The following is a 15369-nucleotide window of genomic DNA, read 5'->3' as shown; positions in this document are numbered from 1 at the left end:
CCCGGGATGATGAAGGCGTACGTGGACCTGGTGCGCGCACCGGCGGCGCTCACGGTGCTGGGGGACACGCTGGTCGGAGCTGGGAAACCGTTGCGGGGCAAGGGCCTGTTGCTTCCGCTGGCGTCCGTGTCGTTGTACTGGGCCGGAATGGCGCTCAACGACTGGGCGGACCGCGACCTCGATGCGGTCGAACGGCCGGAACGGCCGATCCCGTCCGGACGGATCAGCCCGGACGCGGCCCTGGCCGCCGCGGCCGGACTCACCGCGCTCGGCGTCGGTCTCGCCGCGGCGGCCGGGCGCAACGCTCTGCCGCTCGCCGCGGCGGTGTGGGCCTACGACACCGTGCTGAAGGGCACGCCCGCCGGCCCGTTCGCCATGGCCGCCTGCAGGGCGTTCGACGTCCTGCTGGGTGGCCGGGCCGTCCTGCCCGCCGGACTGATGGCCGCGCACACCCTTGGTGTGACGGTGTTGTCGCGGGGCGAGGTGCACGGCACGTCACCCGGCACGGCGAAAGCGGTCCTGGCGGGCACGGTGCTGACGGCGGTGGCGGCAGGTGCGTCCACCCGGCGGTTCACCGGGATCGCGGGGGCGCTGGGCTACGCGGTCACGGTGGGGCGCGCGCAGTGGCAGGTGGTCCGGCAGCCGTCCGCCGAGTCCGTCCGCGCCGCGACGAAGGAGGGCATCCACGGCATGGTGCTGCTCCAGTCCGCGCTGGCCGAGCACGGCGCCGCGCTGCCGCTCGTGCTGCCGCTGGCCCGAGCGTTGAGCAGGAAGGTGAGCCCGACATGACGTTCCACTTCGGCTACGGCACCAACGGGTTCGCCAACCACCGGCTCGACGACGCGCTCGCCGTGATCGCCGATCTCGGCTACACGGCGGTCGCGCTCACCCTCGATCACCACCACCTGGACCCGTTCGCCGACGATGTCGTCAAGCAGACCGAGCGGGTTGCCGCGCGCCTGCACGAACTGGGACTGCGCGTCGTCGTGGAGACGGGCGCGCGGTACCTGCTGGACCCGCGCCGCAAGCACCACCCGACGCTGGTGAGCGAGGATCAAGCGGTACGGGTCGATTTCCTGGTGCGCGCCAAGCAGATCGCGCTGGAACTCGGCGCCGACTGCGTGTCGTTCTGGTCCGGAGTGGGGTCGCCGGAGGCCTGGGACCACCTGAAGTCGGGCGTCGCAGCCGTGCTGGAGAGCGGGCCTTCCGTCCCGATAGGACTGGAGCCGGAGCCGGGCATGGTCGTGCAACGGCTCGACCAGGCACTGCGGCTGCGGACCGAGCTCGGGAACCCGGACCTGCTGCGGATCACCCTCGACGTCGGGCACTGCGTCGCGGTCGAGCCGCAGGACGCGGCGGCGTGCATCAGGCAGGCGGGCGAGCTGCTCGTCAACGTGCAGCTCGACGACATGCTGCCGGGTGTGCACGAGCATCTGGAGTTCGGTGAGGGACAGCTGGACCTGCCCGCCACGCTCGCCGCGCTGACCGGCATCGGCTACACCGGCGTCGCCGCGGTGGAGCTGCCCCGGCACAGCCACGCCGCACCGGACGTGGCGACGCGGGCACTGCGAGCGCTGCGCGCGGCGGAGTGGCTCGCCGACGCGGAACGGGCGGTCCGCGCCGATCCCGGCGCGATCGACACCCTGTTCCCCGCGGCGGGAAGGGCGGTGGGAGCAGGCCAGGACGCCGCACGGGTCCGCCTGCTCACCGCGTTCGCCGACGTGTCCGACGATCCGGTCGACGGCTTCACGAGGCTCTACCGGTACGGCACCTCCGCGGAACGGCGAGGTGTCCTGCGCGGGCTCGCCGAGGTGGGGGACTGTGCCCCGGCAGCCGGGGTCGCGCTCGTGGAGGACGCCTTGCGCAGCAACGAGACCGACCTGGTCGCGGCGGCACTCGGCCCGTTCGCCACCCGGCACCTCGGCAGGCACGCGTGGCGGCACGGCGTGCTCAAGTGCCTGTTCATGGGCATTCCGCTGACCGTGGTCGACGGTCTCGACCGGCACTCGGACGCGGAGCTGCTGCGCATGGTGGCCGCGTTCGCCGACGAACGCCGCGCGGCCGGCCGTCCGGTGCCCGCCGACGCCCTCGCCCTGCTCGGAAAGGCTTCATGATGCGCATCTTCGACCCGCACATCCACATGACGTCCCGCACCACCGACGACTACGAGGCCATGCACGATGCCGGTGTGCGAGCGCTGGTCGAGCCCGCGTTCTGGCTCGGGCAGCCGCGGACGAGCGTCGGGTCGTTCGTCGACTACTTCGACAGCCTGCTCGGGTGGGAGCGGTTCCGCGCCGCCCAGTTCGGCATCGCGCACCACTGCGCGCTCGCGCTGAATCCCAAGGAGGCCAACGATCCCCGGTGCGCCGAGGTGCTGGAGGTGCTGCCGCGCTACCTGGCCAAGGACGGTGTGGTCGCGGTCGGCGAGGTCGGGTACGACTCGATGACGCCGGAGGAGGACGACGCCTTCGCGCGCCAGCTGGAACTGGCGCTGCGGCACGACCTGCCGGTCCTCGTGCACACACCGCACCGGGACAAGCAGGCGGGCACGAAGCGGACGCTCGACGTGGTGCGCGAGTCGGGCCTGGCGCCGCACCGCGTCCTGGTCGACCACCTCAACGAGACCACCGTCGCGATGGTGGCGGACGCGGGCTGCTGGATGGGCTTCTCCGTCTATCCGGACACCAAGATGGACGAGGAGCGCATGGTGGCGCTGCTCGCCGAGTACGGCACCGAGCGGATGCTGGTCAACTCCGCCGCCGACTGGGGCCGGTCCGATCCGCTGAAGACCCGCAAGACCGGGCTGGCGATGCTGGACGCCGGGTTCGATGAGTCCGAAGTGGACACCGTGTTGTGGCGGAACCCGGTCGAGTTCTACGGCCAGAGCGGCAGGCTGTCGCTCGAACCGGTGACGGCGGGCGCGGTCGACGCGGCGACCGGCAGCTCGGTGCTGCGGGGTGAGCGGTGATCGCCTACTGCACCAACGTCCACCCGGCTCCCGACGTCGCGGGCATCCTGGCCCAGCTCGACCGGCACTCGGTCCGGGTGCGGGAGGCGCTGGAGGCGGACACGCTGCCACTGGGGTTGTGGCTGCCCGCGCCGGTCGCGCGAGGACTCGCGGAGGACGGCACCGCACGGCAGCGTTTCCGCGCCGAGCTCGCGAGCAGAGGTCTGACGGTCTCGACGCTCAACGCGTTCCCGTACGGCGACTTCCACGACGAGGTGGTCAAGCACGCGGTGTACTTCCCGACGTGGACCGATCCGCGCCGCCTCCAGTACACAGTGGACTGCGCGACCGTGCTCGCCGATCTGCTGCCCGATTCCGCGTCCTACGGCAGCATCTCGACGCTGCCGCTGGCTTGGCGGGAGCCGTGGACGGGCCGCGACGACGACCGTGCCGCGGAGGCTTTCACCGAGCTCACCTCGTCCCTGCGTCGGCACGGCAGGCCGATCAGGCTGGCCGTCGAGCCGGAACCGGGGTGTGTGCTCGACACCGTCGCGGACGCGGTCGGCTGGCTGGCGGGCCGGGTCGATCCCGAGTACATCGGGATCTGCCTGGACACCTGCCACCTCGCGGTGTCGTTCGCCGATCCGGCCGAGACGGTCGCGTCGATCCGCGCAGCGGGGTTGGACGTGGTCAAGGTGCAGGCGTCGGCGGCACTGGAGGTGGCGGAACCGGGCACCGCGGCGGGCAGGCGCGCGGTGGCAGAGTTCAGCGAACCCCGTTACCTGCACCAGGTCCGGGAGCACACCCCGGGCGGTGTCCTGGCGGCGGACGACCTGCCGGAGGCGTTCGAGACCCTGCCCGCCGAGCACCCGTGGCGCGTGCACTTCCACGTGCCGCTGCACGCCGTCCCGCCCACACCGCTCACGTCGACCACGGACGTGCTCGTGGCCGCGGTGGCGGCGGTGGACCCCGGCGTCCACGTCGAGGTGGAGACCTACACCTGGACCGTGCTGCCGGGTGCGGGTGACCTCGCCGACGGCATCGCGGCGGAACTGCGCTGGGCGCAGCGGCATCTGAAAGCGGGGGTTGCGGTGTGAAACCGTTGGTGGTCCTCAACGTCGTCGGCATGACCCCGGCGCTCCTCGAACACATGCCCAATCTCTCGCGGCTGGGCTGGCAGGCCGAACTGGGCACGGTGCTGCCCGCCGTGACGTGCAGCGCGCAGGCCACGCTGCTCACCGGCCTCACCCCGGCACAGCACGGGATCGTCGGCAACGGCTGGTACTTCCGCGACCTGGGCGAGATTCACCTGTGGCGCCAGCACAACCGCCTCGTCGGCGGCGAGAAGCTCTGGGAGACGGCGCGTCGGGCACACCCCGGCTACACCGCCGCCAACATCTGCTGGTGGTACGCGATGGGCGCCTCGACCGACATCACCGTGACCCCGCGGCCGATCTACCACGCGGACGGACGCAAGTCGCCGGACTGCTACGTCCGCCCGCCCGGCCTGCACGACGACCTCACCGGAGCCCTGGGCGAGTTCCCGCTCTTCCAGTACTGGGGGCCGACAGCGGCACTGGCGTCGAGCGAGTGGATCATCGGCGCCGCGCGGAAGGTCCTCGCCGAACGGCGGCCCGACCTGTTGCTGGTCTACGTGCCACACCTGGACTACGACCTGCAGCGGTTCGGACCGTCCTCACCGCAGGCGGCCAAGGCCGCGGCGGACGTGGACCGGGCGCTGGCGCCGTTGCTGGCCGACGCGTCGGACGCCACCGTCGTGGCGTTGTCGGAGTACGGCATCACCGACGCACGCTGCCCGGTCGACATCAACCGGGCGTTGCGCACCGCTGGTCTGCTCGAGGTCTACACACAGGCGGGGATGGAGTACCTGGATCCGTGGACGTCGCGGGCGTTCGCGGTGGCCGACCACCAGATCGCGCACGTGTACGTCGCCGATCGAGCCGATCTCGCGAGAACGAGAGCGGTCCTCGAGGGCCTTCCCGGTGTCGACGTGCTGTACGACCGGGAAGCGCAGGCATCCGTCGGGCTGGACCACGAGCGGTCCGGTGAGCTGGTGGCGGTGGCCGAGCCGGACGCCTGGTTCACCTACTACTACTGGACCGACGACCAGCGCGCACCGGACTTCGCCCGTGGTGTGGACATCCACCGCAAACCCGGCTACGACCCCGCGGAGTTGTTCTTCGACCCGGCCGACCCACTCGTCAAGGCCAGGGCGGGGTTGAACCTGGCCCGCAAGAAGCTCGGCCTGAGATACACGATGAACGTCGTGCCGCTGGACCCGTCGTGCGTACGCGGCACGCACGGCAGGCTGCCCGACCGGGCGGCGGACGGCCCGGTGCTGTTGTGCTCGGATCCGGTGGCACCGCGATCGGTAGAGCGCACCGGCCGAATCGCCGCGACCGATGTCCGCACCTTCCTGCTCGAACTGCAGGGGATTCCAGCGGAGGTGTTCAGGTGACCATGGCGCACCCGAATTGCGAACGCTCCGTGCTCGTGGGCAAGGAGCCCACGGCGGCGACCCAGCGCCTGCTGAGGCTCATGCGAACAGGCGCGACCGACCGCGCGATCGCCCGTGAGCTCGGTGTCAGCCTGCGGACCCTGCACCGGCGCATCGCCCGCCTGCAGTCGCTGCTCGGCGTCCAGTCGCGGTTCCAGCTCGGCGTGCTCGCCGCCGAGCTGGAGTGGCTCCGTCCGGGGTGAGCGAGTCCGTCACCCGAACACGCGGCGCTGGATCTCCCGCCGAGCTGGTGGCAGAGCGGATCCTGCAGCACATCGCGGAGCTGGAGCTGCGTCCCGGCGATCGCATGCCGACCGAGAACGAGCTGGCGGGCCGGATGGGGACCAGCCGGACCGTGGTGCGCGAGGCAGTGAAGATCCTGTCGGCGCTCGGCAGGGTGCGGGCGCACAAGGGGCGCGGGCTCTATGTGGCCGACGACGAGGGAATGCCGGGTTCGTCCCGGTGGGGCGGCTTCTTGCAGCCCGGCCGGTAGGAGGTGGGCGACGCGTACGCGGCATCAGCGTCCACCGGCGGGCTCCTCGTCATGAGTACGACTTCGCTCCGGTAAACGAGGGTACGGACGCGTTGGAGTCCTACCGGAGGGTGTCACTTTCTGTAGCGATGCGCTTACCAGTCGAAATGTGGGCATCAACACTTGCCTGTGACGTTCCCGTGTTCTTTTCGTAATGTTGCGCGCCGTGTGACCGTGCCCCCGTCCCCGACGCGAGGTGTTCCCGAATGCCGGGCCGACATAGAACGAAGCAGACAGCCAGCCGGAAGCTGCCCGTCGCAGCTGCCGCCACCCTCACCGCGGGCCTGGTCGCGACCTTCTGGGTCGTCCGCATTTCGGACCAGCCGGTCGATCCAACCGGAGCAGCCGCGCAGCTGGCCGCCCGGTCGGTCTCTGTCAGTCAAGACCTGCCGCCTGTTGCGACGTCGACCACCACGCCGTCGTCCTCACAACCTACGACCACCACCACCACGGTGCCTCCGGTGACCACGACGACAACCACGACCACCGCACCGGCCTGTCCGACCACTTTGGACGGAGTCAAACCGCATGTGGCGCAGGTAGGTCACCACCTCGCGGCCAAGTTCGGCGTCAGCGACATCGGCGGCGCCGCCGGTCGGGGCGGCTCCGGTGACCATCCCCTCGGCCTGGCGCTGGACTTCATGGTCGACACCGCCACCGGCAATGCCCTGGCGGACCACGTGCTGGCCAACCGTCGGGCGTTCGGCGTCACCTACGTCATCTGGCGCCAGCGCTACAACGACGGCAGCGGCTGGTCGACGATGGAGGATCGGGGTAGTCCCACGGCCAATCACATGGACCACGTGCACGTGTCGTTCCAGGCGTCCGCGACCGTCAAGGTCACCTGCTGATCTCTTCGGCTTGGGAAGCGGCGTTGCCGTTGATCTCCATCGCCTCCGCTCTCACAGATGGGCGGCGGTGCTGCCGCCGACTGGAAGAGCGGGCAGCCCGAGCTTGCGGTGGTCCCACGACCGGGTCCGTTCGACGTCGACCCGCACAGCGACGCGTTTGGCGAGCATGAACTCCACCATCGGCCGGGCTTCCTCGGTGTAGGGCCCGGTGTAGCGCTCCCACACGCTCACGCCGACCGCCCACAGCGCGTCGGGGTCGTCGACGATCGTGGCGCGGCCTTCCAGCGAGACTCCGCGCAACGTGTCGTAGGTGTGGCCGGTCTCGACCATCACGGTGACCCTGTTGTCGCGGCGCAGGTTCACGGCCTTCTGCGACTTGGCCTTGGTCTCGAACCACACCACGCCGTCGATCACCGCGTACCACATCGCGACGAGATGGGGCTGTCCGGAGGGAGCGATCGTGGCGAGCGTGGCGACCCGCTGTTCGGTGAGGAACTGGGCGATCTCGTCGGGGGACATCACGACCTGCGCGCGCTGGTTCACACCCATGAGAGCCCCTTTGCCGCTCGATGAGACTTAGTCCAGAATGAGACTATGTCTCACAGTCAAGCGGACGGTCTCGCCGTCCGCAAGAGGCGGGCGACGCACGCGCGGATCGCCGCTTCGGCCGCGCGGCTCGCCGGTGAGCAGGGGGTCGGCAACACGACCGTGGACCAGATCGCGCGGGATGCCGAGGTCGCGCGCGCGACGTTCTTCCGCTACTTCGATTCGAAGGAGAGCGCTGTCGCTGAAGGGATTACCGGCTCCTGGCTCACCCAGGTGACCGAGGCGATCGCCCGTCAGCCCGCTCACCTGCCCGCGAAGGACGCGTTGGTGGCCGCCTTCGCCGAGCTCGCGGACCAGTTCCCCGCGCACGCCGGCCAGATCCGGGAACTGGCCGGGCTCACCCGCGGGTCACCGGCCCTCGACGCCTGGACAGCCCAGACCTACCACCGCTACGAGCGCGCCATCGCCGAACTGCTGGCTCCGCGCATGTCCGCCGGCACCGAGCGCGATCCACGACCTCACCTGCTCGCCGCCCTGGCGATGGCGTCGGTCCGCGTCTCCCTCGACGACTGGATCCGTCACGGGGGCGACCTTCCCGCCCTGATCCACCGCGCCCTCGAATCGATCTCCGTCGAACCGGCGTGAAGGGCGTTCGGGTCTGGGTTCGGTACCCTTCGGACCGCCTGACGGAAGGACACGGGTGGACGACTCGTCGAAGGTCGGTAGGCACGCTCGCGCGGTGCTGGGCGCCGCGAAGGCGTTCCGCGCCGAGGCAGCGGGGGTGCGCGCGGAACCGGATCGGCTGCTCGCGCTCGCCGTCGCGAAGTACCAGGAGATCCTGGACTCGCTGGTGGCAGGCCAGCTCCGGGCCATGCCGGTGGACAAGCTCCGGGAGACGAAGGCGAACCTGCGGCTGAGCAAGCTGAAGGCCGCCGGGTATCGGACCGTCGCCGATGTCGCCGGCGCGCGCCCGGAAGAGCTCGACGGCGTGCCCGGAGTCGGCAGGCAGTCCGCCGAGCAGATCGTGCGGGTCGCCCGCGCCGTCGTCGACGGCGTCGCGCGCGACACGACTGTCCGGCTGAACCCCGACCGTGCTGACCGCGGCCAGACCGAGCTGCTGCAGCTGATGTCCAAGCTGCGCAGGGCGAACCAGCTCGTCGGTCCGCTGCGCGAGCCGCTCGCCGACGTGCTGGGCAGGGTCGACGCCGACGTGCGTGCCGCATCCCGTGCCGGGAGCCGGGTGCGGATGTTCTTCTCGTTGCGCAAGAGCCGGCAGGCGGCCGTCGACTCGCTCGGCCGGCTCGAGGCCCTGCTGGCCAGTCGCGATGTGACGGCGTTGCGCGCGGTGGGCACGCAGCTGCGCGTGCCGGACCTGGATCACCGCGCGCTGTGGCGCGACTACGAGCTCGACGCGGCCGCCTACAACACGCTTCTCGCCGACCTCGCCGGTGCGGAAGCGATGCCGGATCGCAGTGCCGCCAAGGGTTTCGTCCCGGCCGACATCGAGCACGAGGTCGACGCGACCACACTGGACACCAGCCTGCTGAAGGTGTCGCTGCGTGGTTACCAGGTGTTCGGAGCCAAGTTCGCGCTGGCCCGCAAACGCGTCATCATCGGCGACGAAATGGGACTGGGCAAGACGATCGAGGCCATCGCGGTGATGGCCGGCCTCGCCGCCACCGGGCGGCGCGGGTTCCTGGTGGTCTGCCCGGCGAGCGTCGTCGTCAACTGGGTCAACGAGATCGCCAGGCACAGCGACCTCGTGCCGCACCGGATGCACGGCGCGGGCCGCGACGGCGCCGTCGGCGAGTGGCTGGCGCAGGGCGGTGTCGGCGTGACGACGTTCGGCACGTTGCCGAAACTGGTGCTGCCGAAGAGGTTCCGCCCGGCGCTGGTCGTGGTCGACGAGGCGCACTACGTGAAGAACCCGGACACGCAGCGCTCACAGGCGGTCAACACGATCGTGCAGCGTGCGGAGCGGGCAGTGCTCCTCACCGGCACACCGATGGAGAACCGCGTCGAGGAGTTCCGCAACCTGGTCGGCTATCTGCAGCCGGGCGTCGCGGCCCGCACTGGCGCCATCGACGCCGTGGTGGGAGCGAAGGCGTTCCGCCGCGTTGTCGCACCGGTGTACCTGCGGCGCAACCAGGAAGACGTGCTGGGGGAGTTGCCCGAGCTGCTCGAGATGGAGGACTGGGTCGAGTTCGGCAGGCAGGACCGGCGTGCGTACCTCGACGCGGTGCGCGACGGAAACCTGATGGCGATGCGCCGCGCCGCCTACGCGCCGGGCACGCCCCGCGGCTCGGCGAAGCTGGAGCGGCTGCTGGAGATCATCGAGGAGTCGAGGGACAACGGCTGGAAAGTCGTGGTGTTCTCGTACTTCCACGACGTGCTGGACACGGTCGCGGACCACGTCGAGGTCTTCGGCCCACTGACCGGCGCGACGTCGGCGCAGGGCCGTCAGCAAATGGTGGACGCCTTCACGGCGTGCGAGGACCACGCGGTGCTGGTGGCCCAGATCGAGGCGGGCGGCGTGGGCCTCAACATCCAGGCCGCGTCCGTGGTGATCATCGCCGAGCCGCAGTGGAAGCCGAGCACGGAGGACCAGGCGATCGCCCGTTGTCACCGGATGGGCCAGGTCCGCAAGGTCCACGTGCACCGGTTGCTGGTCAAGGACAGCGTGGACGCGCGGGTGCAGGAGATCCGCGACCACAAGACCCTGCTGTTCGACCACTACGCGCGCGAAAGCGACACGAAGCACTCACACGCGAGCGCACTGGACTCGGCGGTGTCGGTGGAGCAGCGAGTGGTGCAGGCCGAGCAGCGGCGCCTTGGTCTCTAGGCCACCCCGTGGCCCAGGACGGGGCGCCCATCCACTTGGCGGTGGTCCGCTCCGGGCAGTCGTTCGGTGAACCGGACGGCATCCAGCGGACGGACCTGTTCGGCGGTGTGGCGGAAGCCGTGGTCGATCAGGTCGATGAGCCACTCGAAGCTCTCGCCGACGTCGGTGGACCACTGGAAGCCGCCAGTGGCCTGAAGGTCCGCGAAGCCGTGGAAGACGCTGCGCAGCGCACGCAGTGCGTGGGCCATCTTCTCCGGGGCGATGTCGTATCCCCGGAGGACGGCTTCGAAGGGGCCGAGTCCGCGCAAGGCGGCGATCGCGACCGGGTCGCCGGGGCCGGTCGGGGTCAGGCCGACAGTGGCGGCGTAGCGGCCTGGGTGGGTGAGCGCGAAGTCGCGGAGCGCGTGTGCGGCGGCTGCCAGCGCGTCACGTCCCGCGCGGCCCTGGGTGGCCGTGCCGATGGCGTCGGCGATCTCCGCGTGGGCGAGTGCCGCGATCCGGCGGTTGAGGTCGTCCTGGCCGGCGATGTGCTTGTACAGGGACGGGGCGCGCACTCCGAGTCGTTCCGCCAGCCTGCCCATGGTCAGTTCGGTGAAGCCGATCTCGTCGGCCAGTGCGGCGCCGGCCGCCGTGATCGTGTGGGCGTGCAGGCCGGCCCTAGGCATGGACCCCGTCCAGGAACGTCAGGATCGCAGCCAGAGTCTGCTGGGGGAACTGGACGTGCGGGTAGTGACCGGCACCGTCGATCATCTCCAGCTTGCCCAGGCCGCTCGGGAGATCGGCGATGATCGCCTCGCCCTCGGTCTGCGGCGAGGCCCAGTCGGGATCGTGCGTTCCCTGGACGACGAGCACCGGGCAGGTGACGTTGGCCAGCTGCTCGCCGGCGTCGGCGGGGGAGATCTTGCCCATCGCCTGGAGAACCTTCATACGTGCGGGATCGCCGAGCATCCCGGTGATCTCCGCCAGACGGGCGTCCCAGTCCGCCGGTTTGACGCCGGGGTAGGCGATGTCCAGGTACTTGGCCCACTGCGTGGTGCTGCCGAGGATGGCGGTGCCCAGGAGTCGGGCCATGCCGCGGCGGTAGCGGCTCATCCGGAAGTCGGACAGCCGGACCTGCTGCTTGCGCGTGAACGGCGCGAGCTCGACCAGTGCGGTGACCAGCTCCGGTGCCTTCGCCGCGGCGATCGTGACCGCGCCGCCGGAGATGGAGTGGCCCACGAGCACAGCGGGCCCGCCGAGGTGCTTCACCAGGGCGATCAGGTCCCCCGCGAGATCGGTGCGGGTGTAGGAGGACCAGCCGACACTGGACTCGCCGTGGCCGCGCAGATCCGTTGCGGCGACCCGGAATCCCGCTTCGACCAGCGCGGGGCCGAGGAACCGGTAGGCCTCGCGGCTGTCTCCCATGCCGTGGGCGAGAACGACCAGCGGTCCGGCGCCGGTCACCTCATAGGCGATTGTCCCGCCGTCGACGTTCAGGAACTCGGTCATGACTGCCTCCAGGTGGCCGTTGGCTAACTGCATTAGCTAAAAGCTATCACGATTAGCCAACGAGTCAAGCCCTTCCTGTCCGCAGCTCGCGCGAATGACGGGTCGTGCTCCGGTTTCCACCGGCCTTCGACCAGATGTCGCTCGTGCTCGACCTGAGCGTGGCCTGGCGTCTCGCCGGGCTCGACGACGTGCGGGTCCGGACCCCTCTCACCTGACAATCTCAGTTGCGTTGCCGGACAGCGGCCTGCTGAACTGCGCATGACCAGTCGTCCGGACGAGGAGAGGCACATGCGCGAGGCGTTCGTGTTCACCCAGAAGGTATTCGTTGCCTATCTAGAGGACATGACGCTTGTCGCGCACCTTGAACTTGGGGATTCTGGCTCACGTCGACGCTGGTAAGACCAGCCTCACCGAGCGGTTGCTGCACACCGCCGGTGTCATCGACGCACTCGGCAGCGTGGACGCGGGGAACACGCAGACCGACTCGCTCGCGCTCGAACGGCAGCGCGGTATCACGATCAAGTCCGCCGTCGCGTCGTTCGTCGTCGGTGACGTCCTGGTCAACCTGATCGACACACCGGGCCACCCGGATTTCATCGCCGAGGTGGAGCGGGTGCTCAACGTGCTCGACGGCGCGGTGCTGGTGGTGTCCGCGGTGGAGGGCGTGCAGGCGCAGACCCGCGTGCTCATGCGCACGTTGCGGCGCCTGGAAATTCCGACTGTCGTGTTCGTGAACAAGATGGACCGTCGTGGTGCCGATGGGCCGCGAGTGGCGCGCGACGTGGTCGAGAAACTGGCGACCGAGGTGCCGATCTACTTCGGATCCGCGATGACCGGTGACGGAGTGCGCGAGCTGGTCTCCGGTGTCACATCGTCGTTGCCGGTGACCGGCGTGGTCGACGGTCCGCTGTCCGGCACTGTGTTCAAGGTCGAACGTGGCAGAGCGGGGGAGAAGGTCGCGTTCGTGCGGTTGTTCTCCGGGACCGTGCGCGTGCGTGATCGGGTGAGAATCGGTGACCGCGAAGGAAAAGTCACCGCGATCGCGGTGTTCGAGGGCGGCTCGGCGCCGCGTCGTACCACCGCCGGGGCAGGGCAGATCGCGAAGCTCTGGGGCCTTGATGTCCGCATCGGCGACACGATCGGCGTCGCTCATCACGATCGCGTCCACCACTTCGCGCCACCGACGCTGGAAACCGTGGTGGAATCGGACGATCGTGCGGCTCTGCACGCCGCGCTGCAGCAACTCGCCGAGCAGGATCCGTTGATCAACCTGCGGCTCGACGGTGACGACATCGTGGTGTCGTTGTACGGCGAGGTGCAGAAGGAGGTCATCGAGGCGACGCTCGCTCTGGAGTACGGCGTGGCTGTCACGTTCCGCGAAACGCGAACGGTCCGGGTGGAACGTCTCCGGGGGGTGGGCGAGGCGGTGCGGTTCCTCGGTGAGAGCCCGTACGCGGCCGGCATCGGGTTCCGGGTGGAACCAGGGCCGGAGGAGTTCCGGCTGGAGGTAGAGCTGGGCTCGTTGCCGCTGGCCTTCTTCAGGGCCGCTGAGGACGCCGTGCGCGACACGTTGCGCGCTGAGCGGATTCACGACTGCACGGTCACGATGACGCACTCCGGCTACTCCTCACCGGTGAGCGTGGCGGGCGACTTCCGCGGCCTCGCACCGATCGTGCTGCGGGAAGCGGTGCGACGAGCGGGAACTGTGACGTGTGAACCGATGCACCGCTTCCGGCTGGAGATTCCGGCGGACGTGCTCACCGCGGTGCTCGTCGCGCTGGGCAAGGTCGGCGGCGTGCCACTGATGACGACCGCGACCGTCCTGGAAGGACACATTCCAGCGGCTCGAGTGCATGAGCTGCAACGACGGCTGCCCTCGCTCACCCGTGGGGAAGGCGTGCTGGAAACCGAGTTCGATCACTATGCCTGAGGGTCGTGTTGTGGCACAGGCTCGAGGTTCCGGATTCGGGCGTTGAGATAGCGCTGCTCGGGCAGGCTCGTCGTCAGCAGGGCTGCCTGACGGTAGCTGTCGACGGCACCTGCCGGATCTCCGGCCATTTCCAGCAAGTGGGCGCGCACGGCGTGAGTGCGGTGGTGCCGCCTCATCGTCGGATCGTCGAGCAACGGCCGGATGAGTGCCAAACCGTCCTGCGGGCCGAGCGCCATCCCGACGGCGACCGCTCGGTTGAGCGTCACGACGGGGCCGGGTGCCATCTGGGCGAGCATGGCGTACAGCAGGCTGATCTGCTGCCAGTCGGTGCCTTCCCAGGTGGCGGCTTCGGCGTGCACGGCGGCGACGGCGGCCTGGAGCTGGAACCTGCCGACGTGCCCGCGGGGCAGTACTCGCTCCAGGATGCGCACTCCTTCCGCGATCTGCTGGTGATCCCATCGTGAACGGTCCTGTTCGGACAGGGGCACCAGGTTGCCGCCATCGCTACGTGCGGCCGCGCGGGCGTGGGTGAGCAGCATCAGGGCCAAGGCGCCCGCCACTTCGTCGTGGTCGGGGATCGCCGCGTGCAGCTGCCTGGTGAGTCGAATGGCTTCCTCGGCCAGGTTCGAGTCGACCAGCGCGTCGCCGGTGGAACGCGTGTGTCCCTCGGTGAACAGGAGATGGCACACGTCCAGCACCGCGGCGATACGTGCGGGCAGCTCGGCCTCGGTCGGCAGTTCGAACACCGCACCCGCCGCCCGCAAGGTGTTCCGTGCCCTGGTGAGGCGCTGCGTCATCGTGCGCTCCGGTACCAGGTACGCGGCGGCGATCTGGGCCGTGCTCAGGCCCGCGACGGCGTGCAGGGTCAGGGCGACCTGTGAGGAGCGGCTCAAACCGGGGTGGCAGCACAGGAGCAACAACTTCAAGGAGTCGTCGTGCCCGTTGTCGGCCGGGGGCGCGAGGTGGGCGTCGCCGGGCTGTGCCGCGGCCACGGCTTCCTCGCGCCCCGCACGGGCGCTGTCGGCGCGGAACCGGTCGATCAGACGCCGGGAGGCGACCCGGATGAGCCAGCCGCGCGGGTTGTCGGGCACGCCGTCGGCGTCCCACTGCCGTGCCGCGGCTTCGGCCGCCTCCTGCGCGGCGTCCTCGCAGTCGCCGAGGTCGCCGTACCTGCGCAGGAGGGCGGCGAGGACGTGGGGCGACTCGCGCCGCCACACGTCCTCGACCACCCGCGGGTCCATCAGGCGTCCCCGCCGGGCCACATCGTGGGCCGAAGCTCGACCGTCTCGCCCGGACCCGAGAAGCGGGCCGCGATCTCCTCCGCACGAGCGTGGCTGTCCACGTCGATCAGGAAGAAACCGGCCAGGTGCTCCTTGGCCTCCGAGTACGGCCCGTCGGTGACCAGTGGCTTCTCGTCCGCCCACCGGTAGAGCCGCGACGACTCGGGCGCCGCCAGCGCCTCGCCGCCGAGCAGTTCGCCCTTCTCGTGCAGCTCGCCGAGCATCTTCTCGAACTCGGAGTTCAGCCGGTCCCGCTCCGCCCGCGGCATGTCCTGGTAGTGGGGCAGGTACTCGGGCGTCGGGTGCCCCCACGGCTGCGGGTTGGAGTGGATCAGGATCACGTACTTCACCATCGGCTCCTCGGTCGGCGTCGTGGATGCGTCCGGACGACCCATCCTCGCCTGAGACGTCGGTGCCGGGCTCCTCACGTCTACA

General features: G+C 70.1%; 16 protein-coding genes. 11 read left to right on the top strand and 5 right to left on the bottom strand.

Going from position 1 to position 15369, the window contains the following annotated elements; genetic code table 11:
- Nucleotides 1-9: 9 nt before the first annotated feature.
- The 8 genes from JOD27_RS11515 to JOD27_RS46550 all read left to right on the top strand — a co-directional run bounded on the left by JOD27_RS11515 (nt 10) and on the right by JOD27_RS46550 (nt 6848).
- Nucleotides 10-789 carry an SCO3242 family prenyltransferase gene (locus JOD27_RS11515; RefSeq protein WP_204762722.1) on the top strand — a complete coding sequence of 260 codons (780 nt, stop codon included), beginning with the start codon at nt 10-12 and terminating at the stop codon, nt 787-789.
- Nucleotides 786-2114: an EboA domain-containing protein gene (locus JOD27_RS11510; RefSeq protein ID WP_204762171.1), complete on the top strand. Its 1329-nt coding sequence runs from the start codon at nt 786-788 to the stop codon at nt 2112-2114. Before JOD27_RS11515 ends, JOD27_RS11510 begins: the two co-directional genes overlap by 4 nt.
- Entirely contained in the window at nt 2114-2968 is an 855-nt protein-coding gene (locus JOD27_RS11505; RefSeq protein WP_204762721.1) for a TatD family hydrolase, read from the top strand. The genes JOD27_RS11510 and JOD27_RS11505 overlap by 1 nt, the downstream gene beginning before the upstream one ends.
- On the top strand, nt 2965-4044 hold the full coding sequence (eboE, locus tag JOD27_RS11500) for a metabolite traffic protein EboE (RefSeq protein ID WP_204762170.1): 1080 nt from the start codon (nt 2965-2967) through the stop codon (nt 4042-4044). The genes JOD27_RS11505 and eboE overlap by 4 nt, the downstream gene beginning before the upstream one ends.
- Complete coding sequence (locus tag JOD27_RS11495; RefSeq protein WP_204762169.1) at nt 4041-5426, top strand: alkaline phosphatase family protein; 1386 nt, start codon at nt 4041-4043, stop codon at nt 5424-5426. Before eboE ends, JOD27_RS11495 begins: the two co-directional genes overlap by 4 nt.
- A 2-nt stretch (nt 5427-5428) precedes the next feature.
- The gene (locus tag JOD27_RS11490; protein WP_204762168.1) at nt 5429-5668 is read left to right on the top strand and encodes a helix-turn-helix domain-containing protein; all 240 of its coding nucleotides are present in this window, start codon (nt 5429-5431) and stop codon (nt 5666-5668) included.
- A 47-nt stretch (nt 5669-5715) separates the two neighbouring features.
- Nucleotides 5716-5958 carry a FadR/GntR family transcriptional regulator gene (locus JOD27_RS11485; RefSeq protein ID WP_307830083.1) on the top strand — a complete coding sequence of 81 codons (243 nt, stop codon included), beginning with the start codon at nt 5716-5718 and terminating at the stop codon, nt 5956-5958.
- Nucleotides 5959-6458: 500 nt separating this feature from the next.
- Complete coding sequence (locus JOD27_RS46550) at nt 6459-6848, top strand: VldE C-terminal domain-containing protein (protein WP_204762167.1); 390 nt, start codon at nt 6459-6461, stop codon at nt 6846-6848.
- 51 nt (nt 6849-6899) lie between these two features.
- On the opposite strand, the gene JOD27_RS11475 is transcribed toward JOD27_RS46550, so the two are convergent.
- The gene (locus tag JOD27_RS11475) at nt 6900-7397 is read right to left on the bottom strand and encodes a pyridoxamine 5'-phosphate oxidase family protein (RefSeq protein WP_204762166.1); all 498 of its coding nucleotides are present in this window, start codon (nt 7395-7397) and stop codon (nt 6900-6902) included.
- A gap of 45 nt (nt 7398-7442) precedes the next feature.
- On the opposite strand from JOD27_RS11475, the gene JOD27_RS11470 reads away from it, so the two are divergent.
- Nucleotides 7443-8039, top strand: coding sequence for an acyl-CoA-like ligand-binding transcription factor (locus tag JOD27_RS11470; protein ID WP_204762165.1), 597 nt, complete (start codon nt 7443-7445; stop codon nt 8037-8039).
- A 55-nt stretch (nt 8040-8094) separates the two neighbouring features.
- Entirely contained in the window at nt 8095-10236 is a 2142-nt protein-coding gene (locus JOD27_RS11465) for a DEAD/DEAH box helicase (RefSeq protein WP_204762164.1), read from the top strand.
- On the opposite strand, the gene JOD27_RS11460 is transcribed toward JOD27_RS11465, so the two are convergent.
- Nucleotides 10233-10901: a TetR/AcrR family transcriptional regulator gene (locus JOD27_RS11460; RefSeq protein ID WP_204762163.1), complete on the bottom strand. Its 669-nt coding sequence runs from the start codon at nt 10899-10901 to the stop codon at nt 10233-10235. The genes JOD27_RS11465 and JOD27_RS11460 overlap by 4 nt on opposite strands.
- The gene (locus JOD27_RS11455; protein ID WP_204762162.1) at nt 10894-11724 is read right to left on the bottom strand and encodes an alpha/beta fold hydrolase; all 831 of its coding nucleotides are present in this window, start codon (nt 11722-11724) and stop codon (nt 10894-10896) included. Before JOD27_RS11455 ends, JOD27_RS11460 begins: the two co-directional genes overlap by 8 nt.
- A gap of 349 nt (nt 11725-12073) precedes the next feature.
- Between JOD27_RS11455 and JOD27_RS11450 the strand changes: the two genes are divergently transcribed.
- Nucleotides 12074-13654: an elongation factor G gene (locus JOD27_RS11450; protein WP_204762161.1), complete on the top strand. Its 1581-nt coding sequence runs from the start codon at nt 12074-12076 to the stop codon at nt 13652-13654.
- On the opposite strand, the gene JOD27_RS11445 is transcribed toward JOD27_RS11450, so the two are convergent.
- On the bottom strand, nt 13645-14895 hold the full coding sequence (locus tag JOD27_RS11445) for an RNA polymerase sigma factor (RefSeq protein WP_204762160.1): 1251 nt from the start codon (nt 14893-14895) through the stop codon (nt 13645-13647). The genes JOD27_RS11450 and JOD27_RS11445 overlap by 10 nt on opposite strands.
- Complete coding sequence (locus JOD27_RS11440; protein ID WP_204762159.1) at nt 14895-15284, bottom strand: YciI family protein; 390 nt, start codon at nt 15282-15284, stop codon at nt 14895-14897. The genes JOD27_RS11445 and JOD27_RS11440 overlap by 1 nt, the downstream gene beginning before the upstream one ends.
- Nucleotides 15285-15369: the final 85 nt, after the last annotated feature.

Origin of the sequence: Lentzea nigeriaca (assembly GCF_016907955.1) — a bacterium.
Classification (GTDB): domain Bacteria; phylum Actinomycetota; class Actinomycetes; order Mycobacteriales; family Pseudonocardiaceae; genus Lentzea; species Lentzea nigeriaca.
The sequence above is the reverse complement of the archived record's forward strand: the minus strand, read 5'-3'. Positions and strand labels throughout refer to the sequence as shown.

Bases quoted from the DNA above. Each gene is read 5' to 3' on its own strand.
- JOD27_RS11470 (WP_204762165.1), top strand. From the start codon at position 7,443: ATGTCTCACAGTCAAGCGGACGGTCTCGCCGTCCGCAAGAGGCGGGCG.
- JOD27_RS11510 (WP_204762171.1), top strand. From the start codon at position 786: ATGACGTTCCACTTCGGCTACGGCACCAACGGGTTCGCCAACCACCGG.
- JOD27_RS11445 (WP_204762160.1), bottom strand. From the start codon at position 14,895: ATGGACCCGCGGGTGGTCGAGGACGTGTGGCGGCGCGAGTCGCCCCAC.
- JOD27_RS11490 (WP_204762168.1), top strand. From the start codon at position 5,429: ATGGCGCACCCGAATTGCGAACGCTCCGTGCTCGTGGGCAAGGAGCCC.
- JOD27_RS11515 (WP_204762722.1), top strand. From the start codon at position 10: ATGAAGGCGTACGTGGACCTGGTGCGCGCACCGGCGGCGCTCACGGTG.
- JOD27_RS11505 (WP_204762721.1), top strand. From the start codon at position 2,114: ATGCGCATCTTCGACCCGCACATCCACATGACGTCCCGCACCACCGAC.
- JOD27_RS11475 (WP_204762166.1), bottom strand. From the start codon at position 7,397: ATGGGTGTGAACCAGCGCGCGCAGGTCGTGATGTCCCCCGACGAGATC.
- JOD27_RS11455 (WP_204762162.1), bottom strand. From the start codon at position 11,724: ATGACCGAGTTCCTGAACGTCGACGGCGGGACAATCGCCTATGAGGTG.
- JOD27_RS11460 (WP_204762163.1), bottom strand. From the start codon at position 10,901: ATGCCTAGGGCCGGCCTGCACGCCCACACGATCACGGCGGCCGGCGCC.